19 protein-coding genes are annotated in these 19,882 nt (G+C 52.7%); 1 reads left to right on the forward strand and 18 read right to left on the reverse strand.

The genetic code is table 11. The annotated features are described in order from the left end of the window. Position 1: 1 nt before the first annotated feature. The 4 genes from JL719_RS22175 to JL719_RS24210 all read right to left on the reverse strand — a co-directional run bounded on the left by JL719_RS22175 (position 2) and on the right by JL719_RS24210 (position 2,599). Positions 2-238, reverse strand: a complete 237-nt coding sequence (locus JL719_RS22175; RefSeq protein WP_308441646.1) for an RHS domain-containing protein — start codon at positions 236-238, stop codon at positions 2-4. Then, the gene (locus tag JL719_RS22180) at positions 196-864 is read right to left on the reverse strand and encodes a hypothetical protein (protein ID WP_033159206.1); all 669 of its coding nucleotides are present in this window, start codon (positions 862-864) and stop codon (positions 196-198) included. Before JL719_RS22180 ends, JL719_RS22175 begins: the two co-directional genes overlap by 43 nt. A gap of 242 nt (positions 865-1,106) precedes the next feature. After that, positions 1,107-1,658: a DUF8309 domain-containing protein gene (locus tag JL719_RS22185; RefSeq protein WP_033159207.1), complete on the reverse strand. Its 552-nt coding sequence runs from the start codon at positions 1,656-1,658 to the stop codon at positions 1,107-1,109. 41 nt (positions 1,659-1,699) lie between these two features. Then, complete coding sequence (locus tag JL719_RS24210; protein ID WP_101053088.1) at positions 1,700-2,599, reverse strand: RHS repeat-associated core domain-containing protein; 900 nt, start codon at positions 2,597-2,599, stop codon at positions 1,700-1,702. Here JL719_RS24210 and JL719_RS24215 point away from each other — a divergent pair. Next, positions 2,498-2,740 (forward strand): hypothetical protein, encoded by a 243-nt coding sequence (locus tag JL719_RS24215; protein ID WP_033159208.1) that lies wholly within the window; start codon positions 2,498-2,500, stop codon positions 2,738-2,740. The genes JL719_RS24210 and JL719_RS24215 overlap by 102 nt on opposite strands. Positions 2,741-2,772: 32 nt before the next feature. On the opposite strand, the gene JL719_RS22195 is transcribed toward JL719_RS24215, so the two are convergent. From JL719_RS22195 to tssF, 14 genes are all read right to left on the reverse strand, one after another. Next, positions 2,773-3,246 (reverse strand): SMI1/KNR4 family protein, encoded by a 474-nt coding sequence (locus JL719_RS22195; protein WP_203531401.1) that lies wholly within the window; start codon positions 3,244-3,246, stop codon positions 2,773-2,775. 19 nt (positions 3,247-3,265) lie between these two features. Further along, entirely contained in the window at positions 3,266-7,681 is a 4,416-nt protein-coding gene (locus JL719_RS22200; protein ID WP_084153528.1) for an RHS repeat-associated core domain-containing protein, read from the reverse strand. A gap of 151 nt (positions 7,682-7,832) precedes the next feature. Beyond that, positions 7,833-9,785, reverse strand: a complete 1,953-nt coding sequence (locus tag JL719_RS22205) for a type VI secretion system Vgr family protein (RefSeq protein ID WP_033159209.1) — start codon at positions 9,783-9,785, stop codon at positions 7,833-7,835. Positions 9,786-9,831: 46 nt separating this feature from the next. Then, entirely contained in the window at positions 9,832-10,125 is a 294-nt protein-coding gene (locus JL719_RS22210) for a PAAR domain-containing contractile injection system baseplate protein (protein ID WP_033159210.1), read from the reverse strand. A 10-nt stretch (positions 10,126-10,135) separates the two neighbouring features. Next, positions 10,136-10,717, reverse strand: a complete 582-nt coding sequence (locus JL719_RS22215) for a DUF6931 family protein (protein ID WP_225892927.1) — start codon at positions 10,715-10,717, stop codon at positions 10,136-10,138. Positions 10,718-10,799: 82 nt separating this feature from the next. Next, positions 10,800-11,108, reverse strand: a complete 309-nt coding sequence (locus tag JL719_RS22220; RefSeq protein ID WP_033159212.1) for a hypothetical protein — start codon at positions 11,106-11,108, stop codon at positions 10,800-10,802. Continuing rightward, positions 11,105-11,242 (reverse strand): hypothetical protein, encoded by a 138-nt coding sequence (locus JL719_RS22225; RefSeq protein ID WP_165385995.1) that lies wholly within the window; start codon positions 11,240-11,242, stop codon positions 11,105-11,107. Before JL719_RS22225 ends, JL719_RS22220 begins: the two co-directional genes overlap by 4 nt. Positions 11,243-11,503: 261 nt before the next feature. Next, a complete protein-coding gene (locus JL719_RS22230) occupies positions 11,504-11,746 on the reverse strand; it encodes a hypothetical protein (RefSeq protein ID WP_033159238.1) in 243 nt (80 codons plus the stop codon). Positions 11,747-11,946: 200 nt separating this feature from the next. Continuing rightward, the gene (locus tag JL719_RS22235) at positions 11,947-12,648 is read right to left on the reverse strand and encodes a Tle-like phospholipase domain-containing protein (RefSeq protein WP_033159213.1); all 702 of its coding nucleotides are present in this window, start codon (positions 12,646-12,648) and stop codon (positions 11,947-11,949) included. Between the two features lie 177 nt (positions 12,649-12,825). After that, on the reverse strand, positions 12,826-13,053 hold the full coding sequence (locus JL719_RS22240) for a hypothetical protein (RefSeq protein WP_051670487.1): 228 nt from the start codon (positions 13,051-13,053) through the stop codon (positions 12,826-12,828). A gap of 163 nt (positions 13,054-13,216) precedes the next feature. Further along, entirely contained in the window at positions 13,217-14,179 is a 963-nt protein-coding gene (locus JL719_RS22245; protein ID WP_051670489.1) for a CFI-box extended C-terminal domain-containing protein, read from the reverse strand. Positions 14,180-14,229: 50 nt separating this feature from the next. Then, the gene (gene tssH / locus JL719_RS22250; RefSeq protein ID WP_033159215.1) at positions 14,230-16,923 is read right to left on the reverse strand and encodes a type VI secretion system ATPase TssH; all 2,694 of its coding nucleotides are present in this window, start codon (positions 16,921-16,923) and stop codon (positions 14,230-14,232) included. A gap of 33 nt (positions 16,924-16,956) precedes the next feature. Further along, entirely contained in the window at positions 16,957-18,012 is a 1,056-nt protein-coding gene (tssG, locus tag JL719_RS22255; RefSeq protein ID WP_033159216.1) for a type VI secretion system baseplate subunit TssG, read from the reverse strand. Next, entirely contained in the window at positions 17,994-19,880 is a 1,887-nt protein-coding gene (tssF, locus tag JL719_RS22260) for a type VI secretion system baseplate subunit TssF (protein ID WP_033159217.1), read from the reverse strand. Before tssF ends, tssG begins: the two co-directional genes overlap by 19 nt. Positions 19,881-19,882: the final 2 nt, after the last annotated feature.

Raw genomic sequence — 19,882 nt, forward strand, 5'->3', positions numbered from 1 at the left:
TTTAACATTTTTCTTCGCTCCCGCTCGGTTTTAGCTCTCTCGCGCCAAAAGGTTTGTCGATAGCGTCGACATCGGCCAGTGCCAGATTGCCATAGGGGTGGTAGCGGGCGGAACAGAGGATTCTGCCATCGGTATCGATCAGCTCCCTGGGCATGCCGAGATGATCCAGATGATAGTGACAGGTGCTACGGCTATTTAGCCAGCGGGAATCATTGTTCGAAATAAAACTCTTTCGGATTCAGAGTTCATACGAGTGATAACCACAATATTGTCATTTTCAATTAGCACATCTTTAAATTTGTATTGAAAGGCAATTTCATCAGGCGGAGTAGTCAAAATTAATTCACTGAAAAGCTCAATACCTTTTTTTGAAACATTAAGCCTCAATGTGAATTCATCCAGAGTTAAAGCGCAATCAAGACGACACTTTATATCATGATCTTTAAATGTTTTTTCCTTAAATATCCATTCGTTACGATAGCCGTCTTGCTTCATTTCTTCAAGCCAGGACAATAACGCATCAATTGGTATTTCGTATTTAGCGGCACATTTTTTCAAACCCTCTTTCAATAACTTACTGTAATAATCTCCCAATTCACTTCGTTTTATTGATCTACACTCATCCATATTGAAAGGAATATAAACTGCCAATACAGATGAAGAATTGATGTACATTTCTTGAGATTGGGATTTGCCAATTACACAAATTCTATTGAAAGCATCAACGTGAAATTTAAGCACAGCTAATCGTCGATCAAGATAATTACAAATGTGCCTGGTCTGATCTTTAACTATCAGCAAATCTTGCTCTCTGTTAGCAAACTCTACTAAATCAGGGTAAAGAAATATATTTTTTAAAATCATGGTATTTGGAAACTTTACGGATCAATTGCTCCACAATGGCTATGGGGCGTCGTAACGATATTGCGTCGTGCCATTCGGCATTTCGGCGCGGATCAAGCGGTTGTCGCTATCATTTGGTAGCGAGTGGCATTTGGTGGGCCTTGCCGCGCTTTTCTTCGATCAGGTTGCCGGCCGTAAGCGGGAGAAGCGTTTTGATTCAACACTTGGCAACACGTCACCGCGTAGGATTACGCTAACAGTATCTACACTGGATGTTCTGTCCCGTACCCAGGAAATACTTTTTTCTTTAAAAAATCGTCGTCCTTGCCGGTATCAAAAAAATGAAGCAGGCGATCTCTAACATGTACATCACCCCACATATTCGTCAATTGATATGTCTCTATAATTTCCTTATCGGCTGGAAGTGATAGGTCTTCTTGCACCACTCGCCCCTCAGTGGTGCAGATATTCCCTTCCGTACCAATATCGATAAGCTTCCCTCCCTTGAAGGGGTAACCTCCATCAAAATTAAGCTTGGCATCAATCCAGTAGGGTTCACAGGGTGCGACGCTCGGCTTTACATCTTTATCGGAAACTTTTTTGTCAGCCAAATTATGTAACACGATATTTCCAATAAATAGCGTAAATATTGGATCGACTTCGTTTAAATCAATATTATGCCAATTGCCATCGCCGCTAGTAATATTGAAAAACCGCATGGTAGCTCGACCCAACATTTGCCCCAACGAGTAAAGGTCCTCGCGAAGCTTAAGGCTGACCACATTATTGTGCTTCCACACTATTCTTTTAGCCATTTCTTGATCTTATTGTGTTTAATTCAGTTTAAAAGAGTTATTTATCCACAACTTCCGGCTTTGCTCGTGGTCGGATTGAGATGTTTATCTGCGGCATTTAGATATTCTCCTCGCCTAGGGTTATTAACACCGACAGGGTTTTGTGCATTAGCTGTACCGTCAAAGCCACCAAATTTTTCGAAATAGTGCTGCTCCAACCCTCTAGCAGTCGCCTTATCGCCGTAGGCCTCGAATACCACATCAGGTTTACTCGAAAACCGGCCAAAATCGTTTCCGTAACGATACTGAAGTACTTCCTCGCCTGCGTGTTGCCCCTGCATACTCGCGTAACCGACGTAAGGTTTACGGGTTGCCGCGTCTACGCCGACATACGTAATGTGTGTCGCCGTTGCAGGATCGCCGACCAACCCAAGCGGATCAACCCAGTTGAGCGGATTTTCGAGATACCGATATAGATTGTCACCCCCTCTCAACCCTATCGAATCCTGATGAATAAACCGCCCTGCATTAGGATCGTAATACCGGTTCAAGTTGTAGTGCAAACCGGTTTCGGCATCGTAATACTGGCCTTGAAAACGTAGCGGGTTGTCGATTTCCTCGACATCAGCCAGGGCCAGGTTGCCGTAGGCGCGGTAGCGGGCGGACCAGACGATTCTGCCATCGGTATCGGTCAACTCCCTGGGCGTGCCGAGATGATCCAGGTGGTAGTGGTAGACGGCGCCGCCGGCTTGGGTGTGGTCTTGTTCGTGCAGCACCAAGGGCCGGAAGCTGCCGGGTTCGAATAAGTAGGTACGGCTACGCTGGCTATCGGTTTCCGCCAACAGGCGTGGGCCGTCGTATTGAAAGCGGGTTTCGCCTTGCGCGGTGTGTTTGGCGATGCGCCGGCCCAGGGCGTCGTAGCGGTATTGGGCGGTGCCATTCGGCGTTTCGGCGCGAATCAGGCGGTTGTCGCTATCGTATTGGTAGCGGGTGACGATGTGACCGGCCTTGCCGCATTTTTCTTCGATCAGGTTGCCGGCCCAACGAGGACAAAGCTTTCTGATTCTGGACTTGGCGACGAATCAGTACGTCTCCCTGGATAAGACTAATATACGGCTAATTTTGCCTAAGCGGCCTAATCTTCAAATTCGTCAGTTTCGACAAGCTGGTTTACAAACAATTGAAAAGACACGCCTAACTTCTTTTTTGCCTTCTCATGATTTTGTTCGTCACTCAACGCTTCATCCCATCTGTCAACCGCATAAAAGTAAACTTCGCCAGATGTATCGATGCAAAAGTAATTTCCCCCATGATCAATGGCAAACGGGATCAATCCTTTGGGCATTACATTCTTTGCAACCATCAGTAAATAACTATCTTCCAAAGTCCGCTCGGTTCCAACCGGGAATTTCATAGGCAAAAATTTTTTAACCCATAGAGAACAGCCATCCTCCAAAATCCAAAAACTATTTGAAGGTATACCGCCATTATGTATTAAATAATGATTGACCAATTCTTCCGGCAAAACGAGATTCAAATGTTGCTGAATATCTCCAATATCTTCTGAAGATAAATTTACTCCCCCCTTTGAGAAAAGTATTCTTGACACCATATTCTGCACCTCCGATTTAACCACATTTAGGTTTGCGGCCCTTCAACCAGCCGTTTTTGTTGGCTATATCGACTGACTCTTTACTGTCATACTCAACACCATATTGCTTCTCAAACTGAGACACCGAGCCTCTATGCGGAAAACTAGCCTCGTGAGCCTCAGTTTTCACCAACTGCATAGTGGTTTTCCCTGTAGACGGATTAAAATCATCAACGTGATGCCAAGTATACCCTTCGGCATCTACAGGGCTTATTCCCGCAGCCTTATAGGCCTGGACAAAGTCTCTTGATCTCGAACCCTGCATCGTTATTTCCACAATGCTTTGCTGCCCAGTTCCCGATGGGAACAAATCCGGGCTACCGGAAAAATCTACACCGGTAAGCGGCGCTAATCCGAGAGGGTCCACTGACATTATCGGATTCACAAGATAACAATATATGTTTATCCCCCCTTTGATGCCAATCGGATCCTGATGAATAAACCGCCCTGCATTAGGATCGTAATATCGATTCAGGTTGTAGTGCAAACCAGTTTCTTGGTCGTAATACTGGCCTTGGAAACGCAGCGGGTTGTCGATGGCTTCGACGTCGGCGAGGGCCAGGTTGCCGTAGGCGCGGTAGCGGGCGGACCAGACGATTCTGCCATCGGTATCGGTCAGCTCCCTGGGCGTGCCGAGATGGTCCAGGTGGTAGTGGTAGGTGCTGCCACCGGCTTGGGTGTTGTGTTGTTCGTGCAGCGCCAAGGGCCGGAAGCTGCCGGGTTCGAACAGGTAGGTGCGGCTGCGCAGGCTATCGGTTTCCGCCAGCAGGCGCGGGCCATCGTATTGAAAACGGGTTTCGCCTTGCGCGGTGTGTTTGGCGATGCGCCGGCCCAGGGCGTCGTAGCGGTATTCGCTGATTCCTTGCGGCGTTTCGGCGCGGACCAGGCGGTTGTCGCTATCGTACTGGTAGCAGGTGACGATGTGGCCGGCCTTGCCGCGCTTTTCTTCGGTCAGGTTGCCGGCGGCGTCGTAGTTGTAGTGGCGGTCGCCCATCATCAGCAAGCGGTCGCCTTCGACGCGGCCGGTTTCGGCGCTGGCGCCCAGCAGGTTGCCGGCCGGATCGTGGACGAAGCTTTCCGGGCTAAGGCCTTCGCTACGGATCAGGCGGGCGGCGGGGTCGTAGTTGTATTGGCTGCGGCCCTGGCGCAGGTCGTCCAGTTCGCGGAGTTTTCCGGCCGTATCGTAGCTGTACTGGCGACCGATCAGCGGCGCCTGGCCTTTGCCGGCGACACGTTGCCGCAACAGGCGGCCCAGCGGATCGTAGTCGTAGTCGGTGTTGAGTGGGCCTTGGCTGCGGCCGATTTCCCGGCCCAGATCGTCGTAGCGGTGGCTGGTAAGGGTTTGGCCGTCGAATTCGATGCTGTCCAGGTAGCGCTCGCCGAAACGGTAGTCGATGCGGTGCCGGTCCGGGGTTTCGGTGTGGATGCGCCGGCCCAGCAGGTCGTATTTGTGGCGGACGATGGCGCCGTTCTGGTTTTCCTGGTTGATCTGGCCCAGGGCGTTGTAGCCGAGCAGCACCAAGCTGTCGGCATTTTTGGCTAGTTGCAAGCGGCCCAACGGATCGTAGCCGTATTGGCTCAGGCTGCCGTCGGCGGCGTGTTTTTTCAGCAAGCGGCCGAGACGGTCGCGTTCGAAGCGGGTGACACTCCAATCGCCGTCGGCGGCGGGTTGCAGGTAGGCTTCCAGCACGCCGGCGGCATTGTAGCGGTAGCGTTGGATGCGGCCGTCGAAGCCGATTTCTTCGATGAGGTTTTCGTCGCGGTCGTAGTTAAGACTGTAGGTTTCGCCTTTGGGGTTGATCAGGCCGATCAGGTTGCGTTCGCTGTCGTAGCGATAACGCATTTCGTGGCCCAGCGGATCGATGCGGGCGGTGGGTTGGGACAGGCCGTCGTCGTAGCGGTATTCGGTGGTGTGGCCCAGGCCATCGATGTAATGGGTCAATAAACCGGCGGCGTTGTAGCGCAGTTGCACGGTGTTGCCGTCCGCGTGTTGCACTGCGATAACGCGGCCGGCCACGTCGTAGCCGTAACGGGTGGTGCGTTTGTCTTGATCGACGATGGCGACGATACGATCATCATCGTCGTATTGGTAGCGGGTCTTGATGCCCTCAAAGCCGATCTCGCCGACCAGGCGCAACTGTTCGTCCCACAACAGCGAGCGGGTGCGGCCCAGTGCATCGGTGATACGCACCGGCACGCCTTGGGCGTTGTATTGATACTGGGTGACCGCGCCGTTGGCGGCGACGGTTTCTTCCAGACGACCGTTGGCGTCGTAGCGGCGCAGCCAGCGCTGATCCAGGGCATCGATCAGTTCGACCGGACGGCCTTGTTTGTCGTACTTGACGCGCTGACTAAAACCCAGCGCATCGGAGACGCCGATCAGGCGGCCTTCGCTATCGTAGTTAAAGCGGGTGACGCCGCCATCCGGTGCTACGGTTTGCGCCAGTTGATTGTCGGCGTTGTAGCTGTGGCGGGTTTCCCGGCCTTCCGGGCTGCGCTCCAGGAGCAACAAACCTTGCGGATCGTGATGATACACCGCGACGCCGCCGCGCGAATCGATGGCATGGCTGACGCCGTCCGGCAACCATTCGAAGCGGTAGTCGTAAACACCGTTATCACCCCAGTTGTGCAGGCATTTGCCTTGCGGCGTGTCTTGATCCCATTCGAAGTAAAAGTTAAAGCCGCTGGGCAGGGTGCGGCGGGCGATGACATGGTTGCGATAAGCATAGCTTTCGCCTTGCTCAAGCCGGTCGCGAGCACCGATTAAATCGCCTTCTTCGCTATAAAGATAATTTACCAGCGGCTCGCCGGCCGCTTCGAATCCGCTTCCGACACGTTTGCCGGGACGAATCGCGACGATGCGCCGGCCTTGGCGGTCCAACAGTAAATGCTTGTTCCAGCTGGCGGAGATGCGCTCGACGTCGCCGTTGGCGTCGCGGTGAAAATACAGGCTTTGGCCCTGGCTGTTGTGCCAGGCCCGTAGAGGGCAACGGCCAGACCGACCGGTGAAGGTTTTCGCCAAACCGGTAGGATCGACGATGCGATACTGGCCGTTTTCCCGGTACAAGCGAACCTGTTCCGGCAGATTAATGCTATGGGCTCCGGGCTTGGGCAAGGGCAAATCGATACGCTGACCATCGGCATTGCAAAACGTCACGCGCTCGCCGATTTCCAGCCACTCGTCCAACGGCGTCAGCCAGCCGTAGCCCAATTGATGATCGACATCGGATTGGCTGCTACGGTAATAACGCCGCCAAGCCAAGGGCAATGGGCCATCCCAAGTAAAGTCGATTTTTTCCAGCATTTCCTCGCCGGTGAGCATGCTGATCGGCTCGCCGGCGGTTTTGCAATCCTTACCCGGACATGCGGTTTGTTTAGAGGTGGAGGCCCCGCCGGCGGCTTCCCCCTCCGCCGCCGCACCCACGCGAGCCGGCGCTTTACCGGATGCCGATTTGCCGGTTGCTTGCGATGGCGTTACTGCTTCCGAGGCGGCTCCCGATTCGCGGGCCAAGCCTTTTTTTCCGCGTAAAGAACGCACTTTTGCCAACAGCGCGACAAAGGCCGCAACACCGATCACCGCGATGGCTTCCGCCAGATGCGTGGCAGCTTCGTCTAGATCTTGTTCGCTTCCGGCAGTGGCGGTGATCGCCAAAAATTCGCCCAGGTCGCGGGCGACGCCGAATACCGCGAGCCCGAACATCAGGATGCCGCCGACCAGCATCAGAATATCGACGATTTCGCCAACGCCAAACACGTGGGCGCCCGCCCAAATAACCAATGTTGCGGCCATGATCGCCAAGCTTTCCGGACTGAGCAGCGCTTCAAACTCGCGGCGCATACTGCCGGGCAGTTTGGGTGCGGTTAAACGCAAGGCTTCGGAGAATTTGCGCTCCAGCGTCCAGCTCCCCACCGTTTCCACCGGTATCGGCATATTAGGTGCGGGAGCCGATTGGACCGCGCTACTACTGGCAGTTGCGGGTGGCGGTGGAGGCATCGGCGCTACGACTTTCGCTTTATCCCCCTTCAGCAGATAAAACCAGGTGTCTTTACCGACGATACCGTCAGCGTTAATACCGACGCTTTGTTGATACTGGCGCACGGCATTCGCGGTAGCCTGAGCAAACCGCCCATCAAGGACCAAGTTTGGCGATGGACTAAGACAGGCGTTAAGTAAGCCTTGCAACTGCCGAACCTCAGCACCTTGCGAGCCCGGCTTTAATGTCGGTAAACCGCTACGAGTCGGTACTATGCGCGGCGCGGCCTTGGCCGGTTGGCCGGGTAATACGCCTATGGGCGTCGGCCGTGGCGTAGCATCGCGGATCGTTGTGCCGGCGTCGATGTTGCGCGGCCGGATCTCGGAGCCCGTTGGCCTGGGATCTTTCCATCCGGCCATCTATACCTCCATCCAGGCACACGCTGTAGTCTGGATGGACGCATTGTCGTCGCGACCCAGCTCGACGCCGGCCCGGCGTCCCTTATCCCTGTAGTATTCCAGCATTATCCTTACTCTATCCGGTTGGTTTCGCGCGGCGGAAAAATGATCATCAGTTGATCATCACCATCCCGCCTTTAAGGGTCAGCATGCCATCACCACTCACCGTGGTCTGCAAGCCCTTCAATTCGGCCTGGGTGTCTGCCTGGATTTTAACGGTCATGCCTTTGATCGTGACGCCACTATTGTCGATTTTGATGCTGTTGGAGCCCACTTTAAGCTCTATGGACTGCCCGGCTTCTTCGGAAATGCTGCCGGCGTTGACTTTGACGGTCCGGTTCCCTTGGGTGACGGTCAAACTGTCGTTGCCTTTGTCGATTTCCACGGTGTGATTGCCGGTCTTGACCGTCAATTTGTCGTTGCCTTGATCCAGCGTGATGGTGCGGTGATTGTAGATGTCCACGGTTTGGTCGCCGGCATCTTTTTTCTCGAAACCGATTTTTTGCACGTCGTTGTTTTCAACAATGCGCGTAAAGTTTTTCTCGGCGTGCATGTAGAGCTCTTCGTTACCTTTCTTGTCTTCGAAGCGAATTTCGTTGAAATTTTCAGCCGCCCCATTAGGCGTGCTGCGGGTTTTGATCCCGCTTTGGGTTTTGTTGGCATCCAAGCTATAAGGCGGCATTTGTTGGGCGTTATAGACCCGCCCGGTGATGATGGGGTTATCCGGATTGCCTTCCAGAAAATCGACAATCACTTCCTGGCCGACGCGCGGAATAAACATCGATCCCCAGTTATTGCCGGCCCAAATCTGCGCAACCCGCACCCAAAATGAGCTATTTTCATTTTTTGTGCCGAGCCGATCCCAGTGAAACTGCACCTTAACCCGGCCATATTGATCGGTCAGGATTTCGTCGCCGCTGCCGCCAACGACTATGGCGGTTTGCACACCCTGCACTACCGGCACTCGGGTACGCCGCGGCGGACGGTAGGCGTATTCGGTACTGATAACGGAATAGGTACATTGAAACTCGTCCATGCCGCCCGCTTCGGCGATACCGTAGTCGTTGTTTTGGATCTGGAATTGAGTGGATACCGTCAGATATTCACGGTTTTGATCGGCGCGCGGAAATTCCGACAAGGTGAATTTTTGCCCTACCGCCAGCGTGCGCAAATTGCCGAGCGCAACGGTTTGCTCGTGCTCCGCGCGTAGCTCTTCCATGCGCAGGCGCGAGTATCGCTCACCCTCGCTGTCTACTTTGAACTCCCCCGGATAGTCGTAGACGGTTTTGCTGGCTTGAGCATGTTCGCCAGGCAAATCTTTGACTTTGTCCAAAGGCGCGGTTGTCGCCTCGAAATCGAAATCCTTTAAGCGGTAACTGCCGGAACGAATTTGCCGTCCAAGCCGCCATTCATAAAAATGCTCCTCGTCGCGCCCGCCCTGGTTTGCGGCAGGGTAGTATTTGACCGTGGCCGGTGTCGCTGCCGCCAACTTGGTAATGTCGTCGCACAACACCAGCGAATGAATGCTGTCGGTATGCGTGAAGTAATAGTAGATACCTTCTTCTTCGAGCAGCCGACTAATAAAATTGAAGTCGGTCTCCCGGTACTGCACGCAAAAATCGCGGGGCTGGTAGGTGGTGGAAAACTTTGTCGTTACGTCGGTATAACCATGCTCGGCGAGGACAGCCTTGACCATGTCCGGTACATTTTTGGTCGCCGGCGCCGGGGATAAAACGCGACAGTTACTGGCTTGCGTCAGTAACCACACTTTCGGATGCACAATAGCTCGGTAGAAATACAGGTCGCCGAGCATACCGAATTGGTTAATCTGCGTGACAATGCCGTTGAACGGGCGTAGCGCACCGTTATCCAGTTGCAATTTGACGGTAATGCTGGTGCCCAACACCGTTTGCAGATCAATATCGCCGTTCTCGCTCAGCAATTCCAACTCGTACTCGAACAAACTGCTCAATTGTTCTTTACCAGTCATCCGATACAGCACAAAGGTATCCGCACCGGCGGCTGTCACCACCGAAGCGGTGCGAGATTCTTGAGAAAGTGGCATGGTGAAATCCTAACGCTAAAACGATAATTTTGAGATAAAGCCGGCGTCAGCCACCGATCAGTACCGTAGGGTAACCGAGGATAATGGTGCCGCCATGGGCGCACATATCACCCATCCTGGCGGCCGGCATGTTGGCTATCATCACGGTTGTCGACCCTTTTGCGATGGTATCTGGCGGCCCGACGCATGTCGCCATGTCGGTAGCGCGTGCGGCCGGCATTTTGCCTATCATTACCGTCGGCGCACCAGGAGGCAAAATCGGGCCACCGACATGCGGGACCGGTCCCGTAAACATTGGACAAACATGCATGTCAGTTATACGTGCAGCCGGCTGTCCCATCGTAATCTCCTTAAGCCGCCTGCCAAAGTCGGCCGTTACCGCCGTTGGCAATATCAATAGCCTGATCGATAAAAAATTGGTATTTCTCATAGGCCTTTTCCGGCTGAGTCAATACCGCCGCCAACATTACCGCACCGGCCACCGCCTTGGCCGTCAGATTATCCGCCGGCGGAACCGATGGTGCGTCTTCCGGCGCCATACTGCCATCACTCCAAAACGCGGCCATGGCTGCCCATGCGGCAGGGTTTTCGAAGGATGCGCTGTGAGCGGCAGCATTGGCGGCCCGGCGATTAGGCTCGGTTGGCTTAAATACCCACAACTCCGCGGCATCGAGCGCTTTAACGACTTCGGGGGGTGTTTGCGGGCTCACCACACTGCGCGCAGAAAGGCAGGCCCACCAGGTCGCTTCGCGCTTGGGTAACGCTCTGGCCATAAAACGCACGGCATCGGGATAAAGTTGCTGTTCGAGCAATTTATTCAAAAAATCAACCGGCGCAGGGTCGGCAAGTAGGCCTGCAGTTGCCTGCTGATCCAGTTGAATATCCTGGCAAATCGCCGAGGCTTTAGGTATCGATACTTTAGTTAATGACACTGCGCCAGCCATGTATTCCCCACTTTCCGTTCACCTTTCAAATATAAATCGAAAAACCGTTCAGCTTATTATGCCGTCTATCTCACTGCGCAGACTCATCTTCGTCACTCCATTCTTTTTCATATCCGGCGTTAAGCAGATAAGATCTTAGTGTGTTCATGATGTACTCATCATAGGCTTGAAGATCGCGATGACCCGCGGCATCCACACCTTGCTCAGCATCTTTAACCGACTCGTCGACCATCTGCCAGAAAAAAGCCGTCAGCAGTTTGGCCTCGTTGGCGTTTTTTACATATCCTTTGTCAATAATCTCGATGATGCCATTTGCTTGTAGTTTATGAGCATAGTGCATGAGTATTTCTTTTTCCTCAGGATACTTGTAGGCAATCATTTCAAGAACCTTTCCACATGCGGATATACTGCCATTCTATCGGCAATCATCAATAATTTTGCCACTAAGGCATCAATGGTCATGCGCTCGGTAACTGTTAGCAAATAGTGCTGACTATCTCGAGTATCTTGCACAAATTTTAACCCAGCCGGCAATTCAAAGCTCGCCAATAACCAGTTAATATCAATCGACTTATCTTTATTCCATTTACGCTTTAATTTGATCTGATCTTTTAACAGGCTGTTGAAATTTAAAAATCCTCTCCACTTTTGTCCCTAAAAACGCATTTCTGGCAAAATTGAAATTTGTAAGTCATTGATTGTTCGTTGCGACCAAATGACTTTTAACAGCAAATTGGAGAATTTTGAGGAATTTTTTCCACCGATTTTCTTTTTTCAACAACCTGTTAAATGATTCCATTCAGCCGAAAATAAAAGCCCCATTTGTTCATGCGGCTCCACCCAGTTTTTACAAGGCGAAAACAAATAATCCTTTTCCCGCATACCTTTAATCATAGCTCCTTGACTTTGACCCAAATACAAAGTCGGATGCTGCCCGGCAACAATAGGCCGAGCCCGAAACTCCCCCAGCCCTTTAATATATTCCCGCAAATCATTGACTGAATTTAATTGAGTCATCTTTATTCACAGGGAATATGCATAGGGAACTAATTGGCGTTTATCGCCAGGTTTTCAACGATACGACGCACCCACTCAAAATTCAATAAATCTAACCTTCGGTATTGCTAACTTGGCTACCCACCCAACTCCTAATAGCATTAGTGTATTCGGAAGAATGTAGACTTTAAATTAGTCCGAATACGTTTCACTATTCGGACCTACAGCCCTTCGAAAGGATCGATATTCGCCCAATCGGTCTGCAAGACCGCCTGCCAACAATTGGTTTTGCCGTGAGCACCGCCGCCGGTGGCATTGGGCAAATCGACCACCATGCCGACATGGTCGCCAGCCAAGCCTTCCACGCTAACCGGATCGCCGGCGATTCGAAAATTGACGCCGGGGCAATCAGAAGCGCTTTTCGATTGCCAAGTCCGAATCATCATTTGCGGTTTCAGAATATTCACATGCGCGGCCTTGATCGCGTGCGCCATCGCCGGCGCATTGAACGTCACGAACGGTACGCCTTCCCAGACGCCGACCACTTGCGCCAAACCGCCGCCCAACGAATGCCCGGTCAACGAGAGCCGCCGACCGTTGGCGAGTTGTTTGGCGGCCTTCAGCATCTGCCGCGCCGACGAACATTGGTTGGGCAGAATACGCAAACCGATTCTCAGATCCGCCCCTATATCCGAGAATAGTTTTCCCTTCTGCCCCGGATTGGTACCGCAACAACCCACCACGACATCCGTACTGCTACACCAGATGCCGCCTTGAAAGCCGTCTCCGTACCAAGTGCCGGACTCCCATTTCTGCACCTGCCAATCGTCCACCATATGACCTGGAGGCTCTGCGTAATATTGGTTAGCGCTTTTATAATAAGAGGCAATTGCGATTTTTGCGTAGTCAAGGCAGGTAGCCATTTAATCTCGTCTCGCTATCAATTGTTAAATTTAACCCTACGTTATTCATTAAAATACAACCAATCAGAATCAATGAACGAACTAAAGATATCAGTTGATCAATCGTCTTTTTGCACATGAACACCGCCGAAAGTTCGAGTAAAATTTACTAGATTGTCGGCAAACGAATTATATTAATCATGGCCAATCAATACCCATCTGTTCAGCAGCATCGGCAAGAGCTTGAGTTTGGGCTAGTGTAATATTCGCGCCCCATTCACCCTGCGCTTCACGGAGGAGAGATCTTCCATGACCTTCGGGACTACCCTTTCCTTGCGTGTGTTTATTGTGCGATTTAGCGGCAGTCACGCTCCCATTTGCCACTAATTTAGCTTTTGCCAAATTGTAATCTCTATCTTTAATCATAATATTTATCCTTTGCTAAAAAACAAATCAAATCACCTTGTAACGCGGGTATACCACTATTATTTTTAAACCAACCTAAAACAGTCTTGGCGGGTTTACAAACCCCGGCCCGCACCGGGTATGCCGTTTACTCCAAATGTTGAATTCATATATAAATTCGTTATTAAATATGATCTCGCGCAGCAAGCGTATCCACCATACTTTCCGTTGATCCAAAGTGAGACCCACGCCGACGACACTGCTCGCCTAGCATACGTTTGAAAATGGCGTTTGCACCCTCGTAATCCTGGTGTCGTATGGCTTCCACGGCAGGCTGGACCACTTGGCGAAAAATTCCCAGGTAAATGTCCGATGAATTCGTGCGCCGATTAATCTCGGCAACGATACTTGGCGCATCGCGATAATATGCTTCCACATCCTGCGTACCATCGACAGTCTTGAGCAAAACGTTGTCGCGAAACCATCGCAACGTCTTCAACTCTTCGCAATCGTCCGGTAATCCCAATGCCAAGCAGGTTGCGGTTGCGATGTAACATTTGCAGCAACTACTACCGTTTTGTTGCGCCAATGCGGTTGGAGGCTGATCGTTGGGTAAGACCCCAACCAGCCCGGTTGGCGAAATTGCTAGACTGGCATGTGGGCCGTATACCACAAAGATATTATTAGGCGGAATTTGGGCTTTCCCCGGCAAAGCGTCGATATATCTACCCACGTGTCGCTCCATGTCGTCGCCAAAATGGGTTCCGCTGTTGACTACAAATATCACATAGACGTTAGCCCAGTTTGTCGCTCCCTGAGTCAGGGTATCCGGTCGATTACTGCCAGTACAATGGGTTAACGAAATCCAGCGGACATTACGAGGAGGCCCCGGATCGACTTCCGCCGCCGCTACAGGTACGCAACCGCCAGTCGCCAAGTACGTCCAAAGTGCTCGGCCTGAGGTATCCGGAGAGCCCTTCCACACGTCATCGCCCTCCCCACTTTTCTTCAACTCCATCATTTTTTTTTCATGCCGTGGCCACGCGGTGGGTGATAGGTCCAAAACAGGGAAGCTATTTATGGTAGGCAGTTGATCGATGTAAACACCCGATTGCGCTACTAGCTCGCTGGTATAGATGATTCTCATAGACGTATTCCGAATTAGATTAGAGCAAGATAGATGACGACAATCTGCCTTTATTCAAACCCATACCCAAACTCGCCATCCTCGACCTTGACATGGACCCGCTCAATCGGCGTGCCCTCCATCATCCGAGTCAAAAACTCCTCGCTAATCTTCGGCAACACGGTATTGGTCAAGATCGCGTCTATCATCCGCCCGCCGCTTTCCAATTCAGTACAACGGCTGGCAATCAGTTTGATGACTTCGTCGTCGTAACTGAACGGGACTTTGTGCGATTCTTCGACGCGCTTTTTGATTCGGCCCAATTGCAACCGGGCGATTGCGCCTATCATTTCGTCGTTGAGAGGGTAGTAAGGAATAACGACTAAACGTCCAAGCAAGGCTGGCGGAAATACTTTTAACAACGGTTCCCGCAAAGCTTTGGCAATGCCTTCCGGCTCCGGCATTAAATCCGGGTCTTTGCACAAGTTGGCAATCAGGTCTGTGCCGGCGTTGGTGGTCAACAAAATCAAGGTATTTTTGAAATCGATAACCCGGCCTTCGCCGTCTTCCATCCAGCCTTTGTCGAACACCTGGAAGAATATCTCGTGCACATCGGGGTGGGCTTTTTCCACTTCGTCCAGCAATACCACGCTGTAGGGGCGGCGCCTTACCGCTTCAGTCAACACGCCGCCTTCGCCGTAACCGACATAGCCCGGAGGCGCGCCTTTCAGGGTGGAAACGGTATGCGCTTCCTGGTATTCGCTCATGTTGATGGTGATGACGTTTTGCTCGCCGCCATATAAGGTTTCGGCTAGCGCCAACGCGGTTTCTGTCTTACCCACACCGGAAGTACCGGCCAGCATGAATACGCCGATGGGCTTGTTCGGATTATCCAGGCCTGCGCGCGAGGTCTGGATGCGCTTGGCTATCATCTCCAGTGCGTGGCGTTGGCCGATGATGCGCTGCTCCAGCAAATCCGGCAGCTTCAGTACCGTTTCGATTTCATTTTTGACCATCCGGCCAACCGGAATGCCGGTCCAATCTTGCACAACAGCGCCTACAGCCTGCTGATCGACGGTTGGCAAAATTAGCGGCGACTCGCCTTGTTGTGCGTGGAGTTGAGCCTGCAAGGCTTTCAATTCGGTCAGCCAGGCGTCGCGATCGTTGGCTTCGCTACCAGTATCGCCTTCCGCCGGTTCGGCTGTATCGACAGCGTGTCCAGCCGATCTGAGTTTGCCGCGCAATTCCAAAATCTTGCCGACCAATTCCTTCTCGGCATTCCAACGCTCTTCCAAACCAGCCAGCCGCTCCTGTTCGGCAGCCAATTTTTCGTTAGCTACTTGCTCCCGCGCAGCCACTTCGACACCGACGGCTTTTTCCCGGCCGATAATCGCCAACTCAGTTTCCAAGGCTTCTATGCGTTTACGGCAGTCGTCCACTTCGGCGGGCACCGCGTGTTGGCTGATGCCGACCCGGGCACAGGCGGTGTCTAATAAGCTGACAGCCTTATCTGGTAATTGCCGGGCCGGGATATAGCGATGGGATAATTTGACGGCCGCTTCCAGCGCTTCATCCAGAATCAACACCTGGTGATGTTTTTCCTGCACCGAGACCACGCCGCGCATCATGCTGATCGCTTTGGCTTCACTAGGCTCCAACACTTGCACGACCTGAAAACGTCGGGTCAAAGCCGGGTCTTTTTCGATATGTTTTTTGTATTCCGCCCAGGTAGTGGCTGCCACGGTACGCAATTGCCCACGCGCCAGCGCCGGTTTTAACAAGTTGGCGGCGTCGCCGGTGCCGGCTGCACCACCGGCGCCGACCAAGGTATGGGCTTCGTCGATAAACAGAATGATGGGTTTTGGCGAGGCTTGCACTTCTTCGATGACTTGCCGCAGGCGGTTTTCGAATTCGCCTTTCATACTGGCACCGGCCTGTAACAAGCCAACATCCAAGGTCCGCAAGCTCACATCGCGTAATGAAGGGGGCACGTCGCCGGCGACAATTTTCAAAGCAAAACCCTCAACTACCGCCGTTTTGCCGACACCGGCCTCGCCGGTCAGAATCGGATTGTTCTGCCGGCGGCGCATCAGAATATCGATGACCTGCCGAATCTCTTCCTCACGGCCCACGATAGGATCTATTTTGCCGTTACGCGCCTGCTCGGTCAGGTCAACGGTAAATTGTTTCAGCGCCTCCTGCTTGCCCATCGCTGCCGGTGCAATCGCACCGCTGGCTTCGCCGGGCGTAGCGCCAACCAGCGAACCATCATTGGCAACCAATCCGTCTTCCGGTGAACCGGACACAATCTTCGGCAACTCGTCGGAAACCGTATCCGGTTTGAGTTTTTCGAACTCTTTGGAAATTCCCAGCAACTCGTTGCGCAAGGATTTGGTTTTCAACATACCGACCAATAAATGGCCGCTGCGCACCTGAGACTCACCGAACAACAATGTGCCGAAGACCCAGCCGCGTTCGACACTATCCTCGATATGCGGCGAAAAATCGGAAATAGCCGTAGAACCGCGCGGCAAGCGGTCCAGCGCGTTAGTCACGTCCTTGGCAATCACCGAGGCATCCAAACCGTAATGCTTCACCAAGCGGTGCAAATCGGAGTCTTGCAGTTGTAGCAGTTGGCTTAACCAATGCACCAACTCGACATAGGGGTTGCCTCTTAGTTTGCAAAACACCGTCGCACCCTCGACGGCTTTGTAACAAACCTTGTTCAATTTCCCAAACAACTTGACTCGGCTAATTTCCGCCATGGTGTTTATTCCTCGCTAAAGTTTAAGTGTGGTTCAGCAGGCAGCATCAGCCTGTATAAACGGATTAAGCGTTAAATCATCGGCATCGCCTGCACCGCGGCGCGGTCCCAACCAAGTACTCCAACCCAATTGCGCATCGCCGTTCATACTATTCGCGCCGGTCGTTTCGGGTTTTCCTAAGGCCAGCTCTTCCGGTACTTCGGCTTTTTCCAAAATCAATTGTGCGTCCCAGACCATTTCGTCGCCGACATAATTGCGGACGATGGCCACCAACTTGGGCAATAACGCCCCGCCCGGCAGCAAGGCCAAATATAGGCTACGGCGCAACGGCCCGATAACGACACGAAACTTATGTTGGCAACCCCAAACGCTAGCGCCGATCACAACAGAGCTCCCCAGAGAACAGGTGTCTTTGCTCCAGCCCAAACGAGTTTGCTCACGGGGTTGAATGTCCATCCATTCGCCAACAAATTCGGCGACGCGGACCGGCACTTTAAAAATATCCGAGACAATGGCCTGTAAACCCCCTGGATGTTTGGTCTGCGCGGCAAAATGCCCGGCATAAAACAATTTGCCTCGGTCGGTCAGTGCGTCCCGGTTCTGAAACGGCGCCCCGGAAATACCCAGCATGGCTCCCACGTAAAAACCAAAGCGGTCTGTATCCGGCCGGTCGTAATGCACTTCCGGGCGGGCATTGGCCCAGGCCCGGTAAAACAAACTAATCATGCGATGATGAAAAACATCGGCAAAACGAGCAAAGGTCGGATCGTGATGGTGGCGCTGCCGCTCTCGGGCATACTCGGTCAAATGCAGCGGCAGCGGGCCGTTGGGACCGAACAAACCCATAAAATTCACCGCCAATCTCGGTTTACCCAGCCCCGTCCCGCCCGGCGAATAGTAATCGACAGCGGTAGCAGGAAATTCCAGTTCCGGCTCCTGGGAAAAACGCACCGCATCGTCGGCCGCTTTTACACTGGTACCGAAACGCGGCTTATCGCTATTCAGGCATTCGATTAACCGCACCGCCTCGAAAAAATCGAAGCGCGACGCATCCTTCGTCAATTCACCGATTAAATCGTGTGCCGACATCCCATCCTCGCAGGCCAACGGGCCACTTCACCACGATCAGTAGTGCGTATTACGGTTTCTACGAAAGAATTGATCGATACATACCGAGCGAAAAACCGCTCCAATACCGTTGCCAGCAGAAAATAGCCGCCACCTTCAAACGCCGACTCGTCCAGCATGACGGTAATTTCCAAGCCGCGCCCAAACACCATCGGCCCCTTTGCATCGATGCGTCTGACCACATTTTTTGAAGCCACGGAAAGCACGCCCTCAACCTGTTTCTTGATGGCCGGTTCGCGCTGGTCGGCATACAGGCCCAACAATTCACGCAATGCCGCCGCACCGCTCTTGGCATCGGTATCCAGCAGCGACAGATAGTTCAGCGACAAATGATTGATCAGGCGCCACACGGTATCGGCCTCATACGCAGCCGGCAGCGGCCGGGTCGGGCCGGCGATACAACGCACCGATTTCACCGGCGCACTAACTTGCAAGGTAAAATCGGTATCACCTTGGCCTACCGGCATCACCAGCGGCAAATCACGATTGGTACATAAGGTATCCAGCCCCAATTGCGCCAACTTGCCGGAATACGGCGCCTGGGCCGCATCGACCAAGGACACAAAAACTTCGCTGCCGATATAACTGGAACGCACTCCCTTGCGACGTTGATTTGACGACAGCACGCGATTCACTCGCCGTAAGCTGAAAAACGCAGTTTCCCCGGCGTGCTGGTAGGACGCTTTAGAGCCGTAAAAAGGCAGAAAGGCCTGTTCGCTCTCCTGATCGGCACCGAAACCGGTGGCTTCATTGACGCTATGCACTTCATAATCCATTGGCCTACTGCGATCCACCACGATGTGATATTCAGACTGCCGCTGGTCGATATGGATCCGGTCGGCACGTTTAGGGAACAAATTGATAGCCGGCACGCAGAACAAGGCCAAATTGTTCTGATCCAACACATTAATCAGTTGCGGTTCGCTGCGGTCGAACAGCACGAACAACTCAATCTGTTCACTGTCACAGTTACTTGCTAGCTCTCCCAGTCCACCGAGTTCGACAAACAGGTAACGGTCCGGGAAGGCGAAATATTCCTGCAATATTCGATAACCGTCGAACGAGCGCGGCGTCTGTCTGAGTAAAGCCTCGTCCGGTTCGAACCCCAGACCGCGTACCCCCCCAGCAGACAGCGTGCGAATTTCCGTCGAGACCCCGTTATGGAAACTGCCGACAATGCCGCTTACATTTGCCAACAGTTGTTCGTACAAGCGATACGGGATATTGCCGACACCGCGCAGAAACAACGGCAGCCGGTCCAGGGCAATTTCGTTGAACTTTAAACCGCCCACACTATTCAAGACGATACGTAAGGCCGCTTTGACCGGTCCGCGAAAATGTTTGGCCGTCAAGCCGCGACTGGACACGGCAGCCAGACTCGGTAGATATTCAATTTGGCCTATCTGCAACGGTAACAGTTGCAAGTCTTGCGCAGTACGGTACTCGCAGGCCGTTTGTTCGCCTCTGGCGATCTGGCTGCGCAACACCGTATCCTTGGCTATCGTGATCCCGTCTGCCAGAGCCGCTTCGGCAAAATCGGGTTTCATCTCCACCACCGTCATTGATGGCGTAGCCGACAAATAGTGCGGATAGATAATCTGCAATAATTGCTGGGTAAAGTTGGGAAACTCGGAGTCGACTTTCAGTTGCACCCGAGCCGCCATAAAAGCGAAGCCTTCGAATAAGCGCTCTACATACGGGTCGGAACATTCGAAAGTATCCAAGCCCAAGCGATTGGCTATTTTCGGAAACTCTGCGGCAAACTCCGCGCCTACTTCACGGACGTATTGCAACTCGCGGTTATAGTATTTAAGCAGCCGGGGATCCATGG

It is taken from the genome of Methylomonas sp. LW13 (genome assembly GCF_016865255.1).
Classification (GTDB): Bacteria; Pseudomonadota; Gammaproteobacteria; order Methylococcales; family Methylomonadaceae; genus Methylomonas.